Raw genomic sequence first — 18024 nt, forward strand, 5'->3', positions numbered from 1 at the left:
GCCAGGCGCAGCCGTCCGGTCTCGGTCAGGGGTGCATTACGGTGGGGCACGAGGGCCTTTCGGTCAGGTGTAGACGTCGCAATCCACACCGAACCGGAAGGCCCTCACCTCTTCAAGATCCCTCAGCCGAGACCTGGCTCACCCGTCCACAACCTCCCGGGACAGAACAACTAGGGCGCCTCCCTGGGGAGGAAACCCCAGGTCAGCGGCGTAACGCGTTGTGCCCCCGGCAGGATTCGAACCTGCGACACCCGCTTCAGGAGTTCGATCCGGGCCCACTCTGACTGCGGCCGCGACTGGCGCGACGGCCGGACAGAGGCGCTGGTGTACGCCTCCACCCGGCGTCGTTGATGTCAGTTGTGGATGTCGGAAGCCTCCTGACTCGTGGCTCTACAGAGATTGGTCGCTGAGTCACACCGCCTGCGTTACGACTTCGGGAGGCCGTTGGCGGACGGCTGTAGTTGCTGTGTGTGCGTTCCACTGCTGTACCGCATGGCCGCCGCCCTGATCAGGGCTCCGTACCGGCTGCCATGTGCGGCGACATGCCCTGGGCGAGCCTTAGAGGCCGTCCATCCGCCTCGGAAGGCAGGGACAGATCCAATGCCGAAGGCGCCTGCTGGGCAGCTTCGATCTCTGAGTAGAGACCGATCAGTGCACCTGAGCACGCAACCCACTCAGGGTCGACTCCGAGGAGGTAAAGAATGATCACCACAATGACGATCTTCAATCCATTGCGGTAACGCTCGAAACCTGGGTGTGGGCACCTCAGGTAGGGGGAATGGGACCGAACGAGGTTCACGTTCGTCTCCTTTGGTGTGCCGTGAATCCATGCCCCGTCTCACGGGCTTCCGACCTGAGTGAGACGGGGCCTTCCTGTTGGTTGCGGGGGACTCTTACCCACCATCCGCGAGAGATCCCCGTTCTGGCGCGGGGCGCATGTCCGAAGCACGGGAGCACGCACTGGCGCAAGTTGAAGGCGATTTCTGCCCTCACCAGGCGCGATATCTAAACATTTGAGGCGCGCATTGCTACAAGGGGAAGATCGTCGACGCCTATCAACCCGTACACCGTCATGGGGGCGCACGGCAGTCGAAATCCCTAACTTGTGGAGCATGCCGTGCAATTTGTCAAGTGACAGGCCGGGACCTTGCTCGGTCCGGGGCCTATTGGCTGGTGCCCGACAGGTTTGAACCTGTGACACCCGTTTTACAGGTCATCTCATTTGGCCTGATCGATAGTCTGTCGACGTGGGGATCGTTGAGCGGCTGGTGCCGGATGACTTGTGGGAGTTGTTCCAGCGGGTGGTGCCGGAGCCGCCGATCCGTCCGCAGGGTGGTGGCAGGCGCCGGCGCGGGGACCGAGAAGTGCCGGCGGCGATCGTGTTCGTCGCGACGTCTGGTTGTACGTGGCAGCAGTTGCCGTCCGCTTCTTTCGGGGCGTCGGGAGCCACAGCCCACCGGCGGTTCACGGAGTGGTCGAAGAACCGGGTGTGGGCCAAGCTCCACCGCTTGGTCCTCGACGAACCCGGTTCCCGCGGCGAGCTGGACTGGTCCCGCTGCGCGATCGACTCGGTGAACATGAGGGCCCTGAAAAGGGGGAGCTGACAGGCCTGAATCCTGTGGATCGGGGCGAGTACGGCTCGAAGATTCACTTGATCACTGAGCGGACCGGTCTGCCCCTGTCCGACGGCATATCGGGTGCCAACGTCCATGACAGCCAGGCCGTTGTCCCCCTGGTTCAAGGAATCCCGCCTGTCCGCTCCCGGCGCGGCAGACGACGGCGCAGGCCCGGCAAGCTCCACGGCGACAAGGGATACGACTGCAACCGCCTGCGGCGCTGGTTACGCGACCGGCGCATCACGCCGCGGATCGCCCGCAAGGGCACGGACTCCGGCCAGCGGCTGGGCCGGCACCGCTGGACCATCGAACGCACCATGGCCTGGCTCGGCGGATGCCGACGCCTCCACCGACGCTACGAACGCAAGGCCAGCCACTTCCTGGCCTTCACCAGCATCGCCTGCACCCTTATCTGCTACCGCAGACTCACCAGCACGGACGATACTCACGAGGCGTCGGTGTAGGCGAGGTGGGCTCCGCAGCTGTTGCAGCGGAAGAGCATGGCGGTTGCCCCCTCGCCCAGGCTGGTCAGGAAGTGTTCGAGTCGGTTTTCGTCGTGCCAGCCGTCGAGGCGCATGTCGGTCCGCAACTGGTCGAGTGCTTCGGGATGCGCCGCCAGCTCGGCATATCCGACTTCCCCCAGGAAGGCGGCAGCGTCCTGGCAGTGGACGAGCCAGTGTGGATCCTGCCAGGCGAGGAAGCCAGGAGTGCGGCGGGTGACCTCATGCAAGACGTCCTCACTGACACCGACGAGCCCGTAGGAGTCGGTGAAGTCGCCGGCGAAGCGTTCGGCCGCACTGCCATCTGCGATGCACCAGGGACAGAACCGTCCGCTGACGTCCTGAGCAGTGTAGAAGGTGGCCGTGTAGATCCATCCCCTGTTGGCCTTGCAGCAGGCGCACGTCTCAGTGGACGCGCGGATGGACCCGCTCGCGAGGGGATCTGGGTGATAACGGAAGAAGGGCAGGTCGGCACTCATCAGCACTTTCCGATCCGCAGCCTGGTGGCTCTGCCCACTGATCCCATGAAGAGCAGTCTGTCTGCGAGCAGGTCCTTGATCAAGCGCGAGGTCGGAGTCTTCCTGCAGAGCCAAATGAGATGGCCTGTTAGGAGCGAGGTTGGGCGGCCGGTGGTGTGACCTGCGCGAATCCGCAGTGCGACAAGTTCCGGTGGGTTACCCGTTGTTGCTGCTGACTCCCCGTGGTTCCCTGTGCGTTCTGGCACGAGAGTGGCACGGTCCTGGGTAGTGGTGAGGCAGCCGACCCTTGTCGCACCCCGGGTCGCGGCCTTAACCGTGCGGACGACCTCACCACTCGGCAGGGTACGCCTTCTGATCCGTAGCTCTATGTGGATCGGTCGGGAACGGTCGTACCGGCCGCTCTACGGCTCTGAAGGGACGCTGTCGAGTGAGGTCGGTTCCTGCGGTTGCTGTACTTCGCTGCTGTACAGCAGAGGAGCTGCGCTCAGCTCGACACTGCCCCGCCCGCGAAGCCGACTGCAGGGTCTCCCAGTACGTCACAAAGGGCGCTCGCCCACTGCTTCATTCTGCTCGACTTAGGTTCATCAGCCATACGGTTCTCCTCGTCGTTCGTCTCCATGGTCTGGTCGTCGTTGTTCAACCTCGATGCCAGGACCTTGCAGATGACGGCCGCGGAGAGGGACAGTGCGAGACTCGGCAGCGCCGAGCTGAGCACAGCTCCAAGACGATCCTGCGGCCTGACGCAGCGTTCGACGTCCAGACCTGTCTTCCGTCGTGCAGGGCAACGGGGATGAGGCCCAACCGAGAGCGTTTACGGTCGGGCCTCATCTTTATCAGGTCGATCACGAGGACGCTGCGGCCACCTATAACCCGCTTCGGGTCCTTGCTGGCCAGCCGCTGAGGTTCGGCGATGACCCTCGGGGTTCGCGCTTGTTGGTGTCAGCCGCTGATGTCAGGAACTCAGGCCCCCTTGACAGGCCGTCCGGGTCATCGCAGTCGAACTGCTGCTTCTGTGATCAGGATGGCGCCGAGAACGCCGCACGTGATCCTTACCGTCGTGGGGGTGAAAAGACGGCTCACCCCGATGTGATTCGCCGCGTAGCCGTGTACACGCCACGCAGAGTCGCGAAGGTTGCATGCCACGATCACGCAGACGGCTGCGAAGACCAAGTCCCACGCCGCACATACCCAAGTCACGAATACCCCTCCCTCTGGCCTCATTGTGCAGGGCGATGGACGTCACGAGCAGAAACGACCAGGTCGGCGGAGCGGCTTGGGACGGGAGTTGCCATGGGGCGAGTGATCATGGCCCCGTAAGCTTCCGGCGCGTCGGGCAGTCTGTGGACCTGCTCGGTAAAGCACGACGTTGGGGCCATGATCTTCGAGGCTCGCCCCATGGTGGCTGCCCAAAGCTGTGGAGCCGACCGCCCCAGCCACGACGTGTTCTGACCTTCTGTCGTCGGCCAACCCTTACCAGGGCGCGCGTCGGCGCAGCGCGGGCGGAGCGGGCCGAAGGCAGGAGCGGCGCCCGGAGCGGAGCCGGGAAGCGCGCCCGGCGGAGCGGAGCGCAGCCGGGGCTTGAACCAGTAGAGAGACTCTGAATCATGCTCGGGGCGCTTGGTCTCTAAAACTGACGATCATCGTTGACACCTGGGTCTCCGATCACTACGGAGATCCACCTGCCGAAGCCCACTCCCACCACCCCGCCGCTTGACCGCGAGGCCAGCGGCGCCTGGCGGTGATACGCCACGTGGAAGAAGTCACCGGGAACGTCGCGATGTCCTGCCGCTACTTCGGGATCAGCCGGCAGGTGTACGACACCTGGTACCGCCGCTACCAGACCGAGGGCATCGAGGGCTTGCGGACCCGCTCCAAGGCGCCCAAGACCTTGCCGAACGCGACCCACGCCGAGGTGGTCGGAAAGATCATCTATCTGCGGCAGCACTACCACTTCGGCCCGGAGAAAATCGCCATGTACCTCAAGCGGTACCACGACGTCACCATCAGCAAGTCAGGCGTGTGGCGCATCCTCCACCGCCTGGACATGGGCCGCCTGCCGGCCTCCCAGCGCTACAAGCGCCACGACCGCAGATGGAAGCGGTACGAGAAGCAACTGCCCGGCCACCGGGTACAAATCGACGTGAAGTTCATCGAGCCGCTCGCCTCCGCGCCCCAGGGCCGGCGCGGCGGGCGTAACAAGTACTACCAGTTCACCGCCATCGACGACTGCACCCGCCTGCGCGTTCTGCGGATCTACCCGCAGCTGAACCAGAAGACCGCCATCCAGTTCCTCGACTACGTACTGCAACGCCTGCCGTTCCAGGTCGAGGTCATCCAGACCGACAACGGCGCGGAGTTCCAGTCCGCCTTCCACTGGCACATGCTCGACAAGGGCATCGCCCACACCTACATCAAGCCCCGCACCCCGCGGCTGAACGGCAAGGTCGAACGCTCCCACCGCATCGACGCCGAGGAGTTCTACCGACTGCTCGACGGCGTCGTCATCGACGACGCCGAGATCTTCAACGACAAGCTGCGCGAGTGGGAGGACTACTACAACTACCATCGCCCCCACGGCGGCCTCGGCGGCCAGACACCTTACGAACGCCTCAAGCAGAAGACCGCGACCCAGGCGTAATCGATGAACGTCAGTGGCACATTGGTGCCGAGGGTGCGTCGAAGTCGTATTCCAGGACGTAGGAGGCGGCGTCCAGTGTCATCTCGTTGATCTCGACGGGGCGACCCTGTTCTGTGAAAGCGGTGCGGCAGATGAGGATGACCGGGGTGCCCGGGGCCATGCTCAGCTGTGCCATCTCGTCCTTCGACGGCATGCGTGAGCGGATCTCTTCGCGGAAGTGCACCGGCTCGTGGCCGAGTTCGGTGAGCCTGGCGTAGGTGCCGCCCGGACCGGTGTCCTCCTGGGTGATGGCGGACCCGGCTGCCAGGGACATGGGGAGGTAGCTCGTTGCGAGCAGGACCGGCTTGCTGTCCAGGACGAAGCGTCGGCGCCTCACGCACGTCATCTCTTGGTCAGCCAGAGGCAGGACGGAGCTGACGTGTTCGGGCGCTACCTCTTCGGACACGGAGACCCGGTCGACCTCGAGCGCCCTGTGCTCGATGTCCGCTGACCAGATGGAGCGGCCGTTGCCCCACTGGTCGCGTGCCAGTCGTTGGATGCCGTGGCGGCGAATCGGGCGGAAGGCCCGGACGAACACGCCGGCGCCCTTCCGGGCCTCGGCGATGCCCTCGTCGCGTAGGACGCCGAGTGCCTGCCGGGCTGTCATGCGGGCCACGCCGTGCGTGGTCATGAGGTCATTCTCTCCCGGAAGGCGATCACCGGGACCGTACTCGCCCGACTGGATCGCCTCGCGCAAAGAGTCAGCGATCCGCTGGTACTTGGGCCGACGGTCGTCGGTAGCAGCCATTCCGGAACCCTCCTCGCTTCTCTAGACACCTTAGGCCATAGGTCGGGTGCGGGCTCGCTGCGTGTAGCCGCGCGGCCCCTCGTTCCGGCGGACTCCGGGCACATTCCTTGACATCTCTAGAGATGTCTCGGGAAGGTGGAGATGTCTAGAGATGTTGAGGACTGGTCTCTGGGTGAGGGGCGTCCGCATGCCGTCATCGAGCAGCGGCGCGCGTCCGGGTCAAAGCCTCCGCGCCTGCGGGGCAGCGGTGAGGAGAGAGTGCAGATGGCCTTTGTGATCGACCGGCATCCCTGTGAGGGATCACCGAGACTCGGGTCGATGGTGCTGCAGCCGACGCCGGAGTCCGTTCCTCGGGCGCGACGCTGGTTCCGGAAGCTCATCGCCCCGTACCAGCCGGCCTGTTCGGTCGATGACTGCGTTCTGATGATCTCGGAACTGGTGACCAACGCGATGCTCTACGGGCGGTCCGACGACGAGTGGGTCGTACGGGTCGAGTGGTTCAGGGAGGGAACCTCATTGCGGGTCGAGGTGCACAACCCGGGATTCCCCGCGAGCGTGCGTCTTCGCCGACCGGACGCCGATGACGCTCACGGGCGTGGACTGCTCCTGGTCGACTCCATCGCCGCATCCTGGCACGCCGGGCCGAGCCGCTTCGGCGGAACGGTCGTGTCCTTCGAGTTGGCTGACGCCTGGTCCCCGTGACGCCCCGAACGGTGAGGGCAGCCTCAGGCACTCCTGCATCAGCTTCAGCACGCGCGCCTGCACGGAGGCGGACCGGCCGTCCGTGACCGTGCCTGCTGATGTCGCAAGTGGATGTCAAAGGCCCCGGACCGTGATCGGTCCGGAGCCTTTGCGTTGGTGCCCCCGGCAGGATTCGAACCTGCGACACCCGCTTTAGGAGTTTTCTCTGGACGGGGCTGTGACCTGCGAAAACGTCGACTGTAGGATGTCTGGACTGGGAGAACACCCCTCTACAGTTCTCGCGTGTTCACGGGGTTTCCCGGCCCCATGTGTGCTGTATCCGTGCTGCCCGATAGCTGTCTGATGCGCCACGGGCTGCTCGTGCAGGCGCTGCTGCGGGACGGCTTCTTGCCTCGAAGGCCGGGTGGACGTGCAACCTGCGCCCGGGCACCGCGGTTTCCGATCTGCGAGTCCGGCAAGCAATCGATCCTAAGGCGTACGACCGTCGAAGCCCGGGGCCCTCCGTGCGGCCTCTACCCCTATCGAGGCGGCTGCGGCGGTCCAGCAGGAGTCTCCCGGCGGAGGTGCCAGCTCTCTGTTTGCCTTTTGGGTGTAGCTCTCCTCCAGGGAAGCCCTTGAGCTGGGAGAACGCTGGTTGACGGTGTAGGCGGGGTAGGCGTCCTTCTACTGTGGCGGGTGAAGTAGGGGGCGTCGATGGTGTCGTTGATCGAGGAGTTGGAGACGCGGGAGGCGGCTGCCCGTGTCCGGGTGGAGGAACTCGAGGCGGAGATGGCCGAGTTGACCTCACGGCTGGCGGGTGAGCGTGAGGTGTGGTCGCGGCTGCGGGTGACGCGAGAGACGGTGGCCCAGGTGCTCACCGAGCTGTCCGGGCAGGACGTGGCCGAGACTGCGCCGTTGCGGGAGCCGGTGGCGGCGCAGGTGCCGGTGGAGCCCGAAGTGCGGGTGGTGGGGACGATCATGGTGCCGCACTGGCGGGAAGGTCTCACGACGGACGTTCTGCCGGATGTGTACCGGGACATCGTGGAGGTGATCACGGACGCGTCGGGGCCGATGCAGGCCAAGCAGATCGTGCCCCGGATCGGGCTGCCCGCGGTGACCGCGAAGATCGAAGGGACGCGGGGGAAGCTGAAACGGCTGGTCGAACGGGGCTGGCTGATCGAGGACCAGCCCGGACGGTTCGCCCCCGCTCATCCGGGGTCGGGCGGGGAATCGGCGAACTCGCGGAAGGTAAAGGCTCTTCTCTCTAACAACTACGACCTCACGGCCTGATCAGGAACGTCCCTCAAGGAGAGCCACACCCTTGCCTTTTGGTGGCCAACCAGGCGCGGAGAGGCCACACTTGCTGCACACGCTGGTGAGAGGGCACGGAGTGGGCGAAGAGAAAACAGTGGACGTCGAACTTCCCAACGGGAAGCTGATGATGGCCAGGGTCCAACAGTTTGACGCGACCCTTCCAGGAGGGCCGCAGGATGTCGGGCTCGACCGGTTGTTGTCCTTCGATGTCGTTGGTGAGGCGCTGCAGGGCGTGGGCTCGGTGATCGTCGATAGCCTGGAGAGGATCAAACCCTCCAAGGCCACGGTCGAGTTCGGTCTCGAGCTGGGGGTGAAGGGGGGCAGCCTGGTGAGTGTCTTCGTGGACAGCGGGAGCAAGGCGTCCTTGAAGGTCACGTTGGAGTGGGAAAGTGGCGCCAGGAATGTCGGGGATCAGACGACTTCTGACTGACTGCCTCGTCCGGATCAGCGGTTCCGGGGCGGCGGGCGGCACCGGCTTCTTCGTGGCTCCCGGCACGGTGTTGACCTGCGCCCACGTCGTGAGCGGTGCGGAAGCCGGGCAACTACTGAGGGCAGAGTGGCAGGGAGGGGGAGCACGGGCCCGGCTCATCGCCGTACATCCAACTCCCAATGGTCGGTCGGCCCCCGGTCCGTACCCCTACCCGGACCTGGCTGTTCTGGCAGTCGAGCGCAGCGGTCACCCTTGTGTGCGGCTCGACCTCGACGAACCGCGCTGGGAGGACCGCGTGCACGGGTGTGGATACACCCGAACCTGGTCCCGGGATGACGCGCAGGTGGAACCGGTCACCTTCACCTACGAAGGCGTTCATGAGGTGGGCGGCGGCCTGCTCAAGCTCGCGGGTGGTCAGGCGGTGCCTGGCATGAGTGGGGGACCGCTGCTCAATCTGCGCACCATGGGCGTGTGCGGAGTGCTCAAGACGACGCGTGACCCCGCCCTGCCGACCGGTGGTTGGGGAGTGCCCGTTGGACTGCTACGTGAACTGCACCCGGAGGTGGTCGCCGCGCACGACGCCTTCCACCATGGGGACCGCCGCTGGCGAGAGGCCGCTGACGCCGTGTCCCCGCTGCTCGCCGGGTTGACAGCGTTCAGCGCCAGCTACGCGGGCCGGATCGAGAACTTCCTGGTGGAGTATCTGGGTCGGGACGGCGCCCCCGTGCCCTTCGGCGGCCGGGACCTGCAGATGAACATGCTTACCGCATGGCTAGCTGATCCGCAGGCGGCACCCTACGCACTTGTTGCGGCAGAGGCCGGCCGCGGCAAGTCGGCGCTGCTGGTGCGCTGGGCCCGAGAGGTGATGCGCCAGGAACGGGCGCACGTGGTCGTCGTCCCGGTGAGTATCCGCTTCAACACTGCCCAGGCGGGCGTGGTGTTTCCGGCGTTGGCGACCAGGCTGGGCGAGGTGTATGGAGAGCCGCCCGGCGCCACGGATATGTCGGCTGAGCAGTGGAAGGAGACATGCCTTGGCTACCTGCGACGCCCGCCTCCCGACGGGCGTCCCCTGTTGGTTGTGATGGACGGCCTCGACGAAGCAACCGACTGGCAGCCGGGCCCTGACCTCTTCCCTGCCGCGCCCGGGCGGGGCGTACGGGTGCTGGCGTCGGCCCGACATCTGGCCGGTGGCACGGACGACCGGGGCTGGCTGGCCCGCCTGAACTGGGACTCCCTGGCCGTCAGCCTGCCCCTGCCACCCATGGACCGGGACGGCGTCCGCCAGGTACTGCACGCCATGGGCGATCCCCTCGCCGGCCTGGCGACCAAGGTGGACGTCGTCAGCGAGCTGTACCGGCTCAGCGAGGGGGATCCCCTGCTGGTCCGGCTCTACGTCGAGGCGCTGTTGCCCTACGGCGAGCGTGCCGCGGCAATCAACGCGGACGAACTGCCGTCGATCAGCACGGGGCTGGAGGGGTACTTCAGTCGCTGGTGGGATGAGCAGGAACGACAGTGGCGGGACCGGAACCGCAACCCGACTGCGGAACGGCAGGATCTTGAGGACTTCCTGAACGTCCTGGCCTGTGCGCTCGGCCCGCTCGGCCACGACGACCTAACGGGCATCATGCCCCGGCCGTTGTCGTGGCTGAGGCTGCGCGCCCTGACCAGCGAGGTAGGACGCTTCGTCATCGGCGACGGCAGGGACACGGGCTTCGTCTACTCCCACCCCCGACTCGGCATGTACTTCCGGGAGCTGATGGGACAGGTCGAACGAGATGCCTGGGACGAACGGTTTCTCGCTCATGGCAGGCGCGCGTTGGCGCAGGCTCGGGAGGGAACGACCGCCGTCCCGCCGTACGCTGTCCGTTTTCACGGTGCGCACCTTGAACGAGCACAGGCTCCCGACGAAGACCTCTACGCCCTCGTTGACGGCGGCTGGCTGCGAGCCTGTCAGGCGCTGGAGGGCGGCGACAGCACATTCCTGAACGACAGTGAGCGGGCCTGGCGACGCGCTGAAGCACGGTGTGATGAGCGGGCGTTCGAGGTGCGCTTCCTTAGCGCCCTCGCCCGTGCGAGCGTCGCGGCCCGAAGCGACGGAATTCCTGTGGCCCTGGTGGACATGGCTGCGAGGGCGGGCATCCTTCCGCCCGCGCAAGCGCTGGCGCTGTGCCGCCGCATGACTTATGAGCATCGGCGCTCCGCCGCAGTGGTGCGACTGGCTGAAGTTGTCGGACCCGAATGGCTCGACGAGTGCGTGGCAGTCGCGGCCACCGTGCGGGCCACGGCCCGCCGGTCTGCCACGCTGGCCGGGCTGAGCCCTTACCTGCACGAGCAGTCCGCCCGGCGCGCTGTGACTGTCGCGCGGTCGTTGGAGGCTTCTTGCCCGCGGGCGATCGCCCTGGCGGCTCTGAGCGTCCGTCTGCCGTGGGACGAACGACTGGCACTGGCAGGGGAGGCCCTCGACTCCTGCGCGGCCGACGAGGACGGCGTGCGGCGCGGCCGTGCGCTGGTGCTGATGGCCAGCCATCTGCCGGAGAACCTGCTGCCACGGGCGGTTCGGCTGGCGCGGCGGACGCCGGATCCCCTGATTGCGATCCGGTCTCTCTGCGCCCTCGCCCGGCACCTTTCGAAGGTGGAGGCACGGGCGGCGGTCGAGGAGGCGCGCGGCCGACAGGAGGAAGTGGCGAGCGTCAGCCACAATGTGCGGGCACGGTTCGCCCTGGCGGAGTTCGCCGCTCCCGAGAAGCGTGACGACCTGCTGTCGGAGCTTGTACACGTTACTCCGCAAGTCCGGCACAGCCTCCTCATTGATGCCCGGCCTTGGCTTGAGAGGTCCGTAGCCTCCCTGCCGTCCGCTATCTACGACGATCTGCGGAACACCCCGCCGGCGGACTCGGAAGAGCTCGTGGCCGCTCTTCCCGGATCGGTCCGACGGCGTTTGTGTGGCGACCTGGAGGTGCGGGGCGGTGACGACCGGATTGAGTCATTGCTGTTTCACGCCCACCTGCTTGCTGCGGAGGGGCACGGCGAGACCTCGGACGCCGTCCTGCGGCTCCTGGGACGTGCACGCGACCTGGACCGGCCCGTCAGAGCCGCAGCGCTCACCGCCCTGGCCGCCTGCCACCGCGGCGAGGCTGCCGACGTCTTGCTCCGCGAGGCGCTGGACTGCGCCCAGTTGATCGACGACGCGCACGCTAGGGCTGAGTTGCTGAGCGACGTGGCCACGAACCCCTCCGAGCAGATCCTCGCGGACCTCGAGTGCGATCTCGTATTCCGTCCGGGTCGGCTCAGCGACGGCGAAGTATTGTCCTTTCTCGGCGGCAAGGTGCCCCTGGCGGATGCGGCCGTCTCGGGCGCAACGGCGCGGGTGGCGCGCATTGCAGATGATGACGCCCGACTGCAAGCCCTCATGATCTGCGTTCAACGAGCGCCGGAGCGGCACCGTGGCGAGCTGGGACGGTACGCGCTGACGGAGGCACTTGCTCAGCAGAACACCAAGATCCGTGCCACCGCACTGCAACGACTGGCACAGCTCCCGCTCCCGCTCGAATTGCGGCACCGGGTCGATATCGAGCAGCGCAGGACCCTGGAGCGGATCACGCGCGTCGAGTACCGGCTGGCCATGCTCGGCGGAGATCGCGTATTGGCTGGCATGCTGTCAACGGCCGTAGACAAAGAGCGCGTGATCCGCGAGTGCGTCGTTCCGCTGTTGGTCGCCATCGTCGAGGGTCCGCCATTCATTAGCTGGTCGGCGGAGCTGTCGGCTGCGGTGGAGGCATTGTTCGGTACCCTTCCGCACCGGCTTTCCGAGGACCTTGCCGCGCTGCTGTGGAACATCGCGGACGAGGCCCAACCGTGGCTTCGGCCCTGGCTGTTGGCCCCCTTGGTGTCTCGGCTCCCGGCAGGGCGGGTCGTGGACGCGGTGAGCCAGGTGCGGGCCCTTGAGATCGTCCCTCCCGAGGACGCGAATCGTTTTCAGCACGTCTTGGCCGAGGAAGTGGCCAAAGTGTTCCCCCTACTGGCACCGGAGGCACGGGCCTTGTTGCTGGGCGACGCACTCGGCCGCAACCCCACCTTGGCCAGGATCCGGGCACTGATGCCCGTGGTTGGCGCCGACCAGGTCGAGGACGTCCTGCGCCACGCACAGGAGTTGCCCTTCCCTGCCCGCGTCGCCGCCACTATGGCGGTGCGCCAGCATGTCGACACCGAGCGTTTCACGTCCTTCTTGAAGCTGTTGACGGACACCGCACTGGTGGGTGGCCCGGGGGTGGGGCCGACCCCACTCATCGACCTGGCCCGGCTCGTGAACGACGTTGATCGTGACCACCTGCTCGACGCGGCCGCCGTGGCACTCGCACACCGAAAGCCGTCGGAGCGGCGCAAGGTCCTGGACCGGCTGTCGGCTCGGGATCGGGGCAGGATCGTGCGCTTCCTGCTTCAGCGGAAGGCTTTGGAACCGGAGGAGTTGACACCGTTCATCGTGGATCTGCCCACGGAACTCCTAGGGGACGCCGAGCAGACGGTCCTCAGCATCGAGTCCCCCCAGCACCGCCTCACCGCGCTCGGGGCGCTGGCCACAGCGGCCGGGCGACACACGCCGGAGCGGCTGTGGACGGAGGTGCTGAGAGCGGTGCGAGCGGATCTTGCGCTGGGGGACTCGACCGACGGACTGCTCGGCCTGCTCCAGCAGAACCTCCCGGATGTGGACAATCTCAGAGTTTCCCAGCTCCGCGCCTTTGTGGAAGCGGTGGATGACTCCGAAACACGGATCGCCCTGCTGTGCGCCCTCGCCCGTCATGCCCGCGCCCCGCTGCGCGGTGCCCTCCTCGCCTCCGCCCTAGACGCGGCAGGGACGATCGTGCAGGACCAAGGCCGTGCGGCCGCCCTTATGCCCATTGCACAGAGTGCCGTGGGGTGGCCGGACGCAGTGGTAAGGACGCTGGATGCGATCGTCGGAATCCGTCCGCCGGACGGGCGGCAGAGGGTTCTGCGGGCGCACGTGCCGGCCCTGCGGGATGGGATCGCGTCTGGCACCGTAGATGTGACGGTCCTGGACCGCGCCCTTCGGGAGCTGTCTCGGATGCCTCGGCCGCTCGTCGTTAGGGACATGGCACTGTTGGCGACCGTGGGGGCCGCGCTCCTTCCGGACAACGGCGGCGTACCCCGGGCGTTCCTCAAGGCGATGTATACCGTTGGCGGTTGGTGGAGCTGAACTTCCCGACCGACGGAGAGCTCATAGGCTTCCGGCCCTAATGCGTGTCGAATTCGTTCTGGTCCAGGGGCACCCGAGGAGCGGCCAGCGGTCCGCCCGGCACGGCACGTGTCAGACGGCCCTGTCACTTGTGCAGCGATTGGAAGTGGCGGGGTGGTGACCTGGGGTTTCTCGCTGAAATGTGCGTTGACCTGCGAGAACACATCTCCGTAGTTCTCACGGGTCAACGCTGTTTCCCAGGCTCATGTGCCCTGGATGTGCCCTTGAGGGCGCGTCAACTGCTGAGGCTTCTGTCCACATCGTGGCGAGGTGTGCCCCGTGACGCCACCACCAGCGGCGACCCCGGCAGAAGGCCCCACGACGTTGTTTGAGCCTGCGACAACGCAGCCTGTCATCGGATGTCATCGCCATCGACCCGGTTGAGGTCGCCGTGTAGCGGGACGGGTTCAGCTTCTGTCGCACCGGACGGTCCGAGACGAACTTACGGACGCGCCACCGGATGAAATGATTAGCGACTCTCGGGCGGCAAGGGCCGCTGGGATGGGGAGGGCGAGTGGCCGGGGACGGGAACCGCGCACGGGTGGACTTCATCTGGTCCGTGACAGATTTGCTTCGGGGCGACTTGAAGGGGAGCCAGTACGGAAGGGTGGTTTTGCCTTTCACCGTGTTGCGCCGCATGGACTGCCTGCGCCGGAACGAAGCGGACTGGCGGTTGGCCGAGACTGCGGGCGAGAGTACAGGTGACCTGGTGAACGATGGCGCGGGCACCGTGGCCGCCGGCGACACACAGGTGCCCGTGGTTCGAGGGGAGAGCAACCCCGCGGCTGCGGGCGGGGCGAGGGGCGGGTCGGGTGAGAACACCGGCCTCCCAGATGCCCCGGATGGCCTTGCCGGACTTCTGCTGGCGGTGGACGACGAGGCTTCACCAGTTGCCGAGCTGCTTCTGGCTGAGTCGGTGGAGCGGTTCGTACGGGATTTTCCGGCTGCAGTTGTCGATGTGCTGGGGTCGTTCGAATTTCCGAGCAGTGTCCGGCAGTTGGCGGATGCGGGGGTGCTGCGGCAAGTGGCGTCACGGTTCGCTGAGCTGGATCTGAGCCTCGCCACCGTTTCCAACCAGGAGATGGGGCGGGAGTACGAGGAACTCGTCCGGCGCTTCACCGAAGCGTCGCCGGAGACCACGGCTGAGCACACGAGCCCGCAGGACGTGAGTGTGTTGACCGCCCGTCTGTTGCTTGGCCCGGACGCGGCAGCGCTGACCCCGTCAGGAACCTCGATCACCGTCTACGACCCGTGCTGTGGTACCGGCGGTATGTTCTCCGCCGTCGAAGGCTTCCTGCATGAGCTGGGAAGCTCTTCCAAAATGTCGGTCTCCGGTCAGGAGATCAATCTGGAAACCTACGCAATAGCTCGCTCCCTACGGATGATGAGAGGCGCGGATCCGGCAGGCATCTCGCACGGAGACGTCCTCACAGATGACCGGCACCGAGGCGAGACGTTCGACTATCTGCTGGCGGCCCCTCCGAACGGCCTCGATTGGAAGCGACAGCACGATGAAGTGAAGCGCGAGGCCACGGAGCTGGGATTCGCCGGGCGTTTCGGCGCAGGGTTGCCCCGTGTCAACGACAGCTCCTTGCTCTTCGTTCAACATCTCGTTGCTCATATGCGGCCCAAAGACAAGGGGGGTGCCCGAGCCGCCATTCTGTTCACCGCGTCGTCCCTGCAGAGTGGAGGCGCTGGTTCTGGCGAGTCGGAAATCCGACGGTGGCTACTGGAGAACGACCTGCTGGAGGGTGTGGTCGCCCTTCCCGCACACCTGCTGCCGAACTTCGGCGTTCCGATGTACGTATGGCTGCTGTCCAACCGCAAGCCGCCCCAACTGCGAGGCACGGTCATAGCGCTGGACGCGCGCGGACACTCCGCGACACTGCGCAGGCCGCTGGGCGGGAAGCGCCACTACCTGACGGACCAGCACATCGCCCGGATAGCGGAGCGGTACGAGGCGGCCTACGGCGTTGTGTCGGAGGGGAGCCAGGAAGTTGGCAGCGAGGACGGGGCATTGCTGCTCGATGCCGAAGACCTCGTCTACCAAGAGGTCACGGTCGACCGGCCGTTGCGGCAGCACTTCACCGTGAGCGCCGACATCGTCGCCGACGTCGAGTCGTCGAGAATGCTGACGCGTTTCGACGAAGCGCCGGCCCTGTTGCGCGCACTGCGCGCGGTGACCGGTGAGACCTGGCTCACCCGGGCCGCATTTGAGAGTGCCTTCTCGGCGGCGCTGAAGAACGCGGGCCTGTCGACCGAGCTTCCGCGCTCACTGTGGAGCCGCGTACGCAAGGCCGCGGCCGTCTCGGACCCGGAAGGCGAGGTCCAGACCGACGAGCGGGGGCACACGCTTCCGGACCCCGACCTGGCCCACAGAGTGCGCGTACCCCTAGAGCAGGACGTCGCGGAATTCGTGCAGCGCGAGATAGCTCCCGAGCAGCCGGACGTATGGCCCGACTGGAACAGCATGAAGATCGGGTGTGCGCTGCCCCAAGCTCCTTTCCTGGTAAGCGGGCCCGGCACCGGCTTTGGCCCCCTCTCCACGGTGGCGCGGCGTATAAGCCGCTGGCTCGGCCAGAGAGCGACGGAGGGCCTGCCCCTGTTGCGCGGGATCGACCTCCAAACGGCCGTCACCGCAGCGGATCTTCCGGAAGCAACAGGGACGGGGCAGGCTCTGGCCGTCTGCACCGGCGGAGACGTGGTGGGGCAGGCGGGCAACTGGCGCCTGCTACCGCCGGACTTTGGGGACGCGGTAACACAGCTGACAGTCCTGCGTCCCCTAGGCAACAGCGGGCGCGCTCTGTGCGAGTGGCTGCGGACGCGCGCAGGCGAAGAGGCCGGCGCGCATCCCCGCGTCTCCATGAACTCGCCTGTGCCCGTCGAGCTCATCAGGGACCCCGAGTTCAACTCGCTCCTGGACGACCTCGACGGTGGCAAGGAAGTTCTCGCCCGCACCACCTCCAGGATCCTGCCGAACCTGTTCCGTGACCCGCAGGCCGGCCTCGACGAGATGCGCCGCACCGCCAGGGCTTCGGCGTACGAGGCTCGCATCATTGGGGAGCTCGTCCAGCCGCTCGGGGACCCGGTATGGCGGGCCGAGTGGAGCTACCCGTACCACGTGGCAGCACTGGCCCGGCAGTATCGCATCGCTACGACACTCGCCCAACGCAAGGACGCCTTGCTCAAGCTTGCGGAGAGCGTGGCGCGCTGTGTCGGTGTGCTCGCCCTCGCGGTCCGGACCCACCGTCGACAGAGCTTCGACGACGCTCTGCGCGGCCCCTTTAAGAAGGGTGGTGGAGCAACCTTCTGGACGTGGCAGAGTCAGATTTCAGACCTGGTCAAGGACGGGCCCATCCCCGAACTTCCGGAGCTGGAAGGGGCCCTGGAGCCCGATGGGGTGTTTGATCTGCTAGACCAACTGCGCGGGACGAGGAACGACTCCAGTCACGCGAGCAGGGTGCAGCCGGAGCACGAGCTGGAGCGGGAGGTCAACGCTCTGGAGCCGGTAGTCGTGGCGACCCTGGAATCAGTGGGATGGCTGTCTGGCCTCCACTGGGACCTGGTCGACACGTGCGCGTACACCGGAAACGGAGGATTCACCCTGATCGGGCGGCGCCTGCGGGGCAGCCATCCTGACTGGGAGACCTTCGAACGCCCCCATCCAGGCACCCTCGACCCGAACCGCATCTATGTGCAGAGCCCCTCAACTGCTGAGCCATTGGCGTTGTGGCCCATTGCACGGGCTGAGGTGTGCACGGAGTGTGACGCGCGGGAGCTGTTCCTGCTGCACAAGATCACTAAGACGAATGGGGTGGTCACTCTGCGCTGCGGCAGGGATCATGAGTTCCCACAGCACAGCGCCTAGGCATGAGGGGAATGCGGAATACACCACGCGGCTTCGTCAGCAGCACCTACGACTCAGCCGCTGTTCAACGGCGGCAGCCGGGACGTCTCCACTCCGACCATGCCGGGCACTGGGCCGGGGGCCATGCTCCACTCTCGGCCCTGCTCCTGTGTGCGTGATCATCTCGCGTACCGGGCCGTTCGCCGGGGGCTGCTAGGTATCGCTAGCGTCCCGCTCGGCTGCCCAGCTGTGCAGCGCGGCGGAGTGGGCGTTTCGCCTAGGTGTATTGCCCTGTGAGGTTGGGGACGCGGCTGGCGGGTGGTTGGCCCTTGAGCGCGGTGTGTCCGCGGTGGTGATTGTAGGTGTGCAGCCAGCCGGGGAACGCTTCGCGTCGTTCGGTCTCCGAGCGGTAGGGGCGGGCGTAGGCCCATTCGTCGAGCAGGGTGCGGTTGAAGCGTTCGACCTTGCCGTTGGTCTGCGG

Annotated in this window: 10 protein-coding genes; 7 read left to right on the plus strand and 3 right to left on the minus strand. The window is 66.4% G+C overall.

Going from position 1 to position 18024, the window contains the following annotated elements:
* Positions 1-1247: 1247 nt before the first annotated feature.
* A protein-coding gene (locus tag HTV45_RS32460; protein ID WP_308309810.1) for an IS5 family transposase occupies positions 1248-2080 on the plus strand; the annotation gives its coding sequence in 2 pieces (ribosomal slippage) (positions 1248-1589 and positions 1592-2080; 831 coding nt in all).
* Here HTV45_RS32460 and HTV45_RS32465 read toward each other — a convergent pair.
* On the minus strand, positions 2062-2595 hold the full coding sequence (locus HTV45_RS32465; protein ID WP_215209487.1) for a CbrC family protein: 534 nt from the start codon (positions 2593-2595) through the stop codon (positions 2062-2064). The genes HTV45_RS32460 and HTV45_RS32465 overlap by 19 nt on opposite strands.
* Before the next feature lie 1750 nt (positions 2596-4345).
* On the opposite strand from HTV45_RS32465, the gene HTV45_RS32470 reads away from it, so the two are divergent.
* A complete protein-coding gene (locus HTV45_RS32470; protein ID WP_308309811.1) occupies positions 4346-5233 on the plus strand; it encodes an IS481 family transposase in 888 nt (295 codons plus the stop codon).
* A gap of 10 nt (positions 5234-5243) precedes the next feature.
* Here the strand turns inward: HTV45_RS32470 and HTV45_RS32475 are convergent, their stop codons facing one another.
* Positions 5244-6020 carry a GntR family transcriptional regulator gene (locus tag HTV45_RS32475; protein WP_215209488.1) on the minus strand — a complete coding sequence of 259 codons (777 nt, stop codon included), beginning with the start codon at positions 6018-6020 and terminating at the stop codon, positions 5244-5246.
* A gap of 264 nt (positions 6021-6284) precedes the next feature.
* On the opposite strand from HTV45_RS32475, the gene HTV45_RS32480 reads away from it, so the two are divergent.
* The 5 genes from HTV45_RS32480 to HTV45_RS32500 all read left to right on the plus strand — a co-directional run bounded on the left by HTV45_RS32480 (position 6285) and on the right by HTV45_RS32500 (position 17564).
* Positions 6285-6722 (plus strand): ATP-binding protein, encoded by a 438-nt coding sequence (locus tag HTV45_RS32480; protein ID WP_215209489.1) that lies wholly within the window; start codon positions 6285-6287, stop codon positions 6720-6722.
* A gap of 693 nt (positions 6723-7415) precedes the next feature.
* The gene (locus HTV45_RS32485) at positions 7416-7991 is read left to right on the plus strand and encodes a hypothetical protein (RefSeq protein WP_215209490.1); all 576 of its coding nucleotides are present in this window, start codon (positions 7416-7418) and stop codon (positions 7989-7991) included.
* 70 nt (positions 7992-8061) lie between these two features.
* A complete protein-coding gene (locus HTV45_RS32490; RefSeq protein WP_215209491.1) occupies positions 8062-8445 on the plus strand; it encodes a CU044_2847 family protein in 384 nt (127 codons plus the stop codon).
* Complete coding sequence (locus HTV45_RS32495; RefSeq protein ID WP_215209492.1) at positions 8417-13657, plus strand: serine protease; 5241 nt, start codon at positions 8417-8419, stop codon at positions 13655-13657. Before HTV45_RS32490 ends, HTV45_RS32495 begins: the two co-directional genes overlap by 29 nt.
* A gap of 580 nt (positions 13658-14237) precedes the next feature.
* Complete coding sequence (locus tag HTV45_RS32500) at positions 14238-17564, plus strand: class I SAM-dependent DNA methyltransferase (protein ID WP_308309812.1); 3327 nt, start codon at positions 14238-14240, stop codon at positions 17562-17564.
* A 256-nt stretch (positions 17565-17820) separates the two neighbouring features.
* Here the strand turns inward: HTV45_RS32500 and HTV45_RS32505 are convergent.
* The coding region (locus HTV45_RS32505; protein WP_215209494.1) for an integrase core domain-containing protein at positions 17821-18024 on the minus strand (204 nt) is incomplete at its 5' end.

This window comes from Streptomyces sp. CHD11 (assembly GCF_018638295.1).
Lineage (GTDB): Bacteria > Actinomycetota > Actinomycetes > Streptomycetales > Streptomycetaceae > Streptomyces.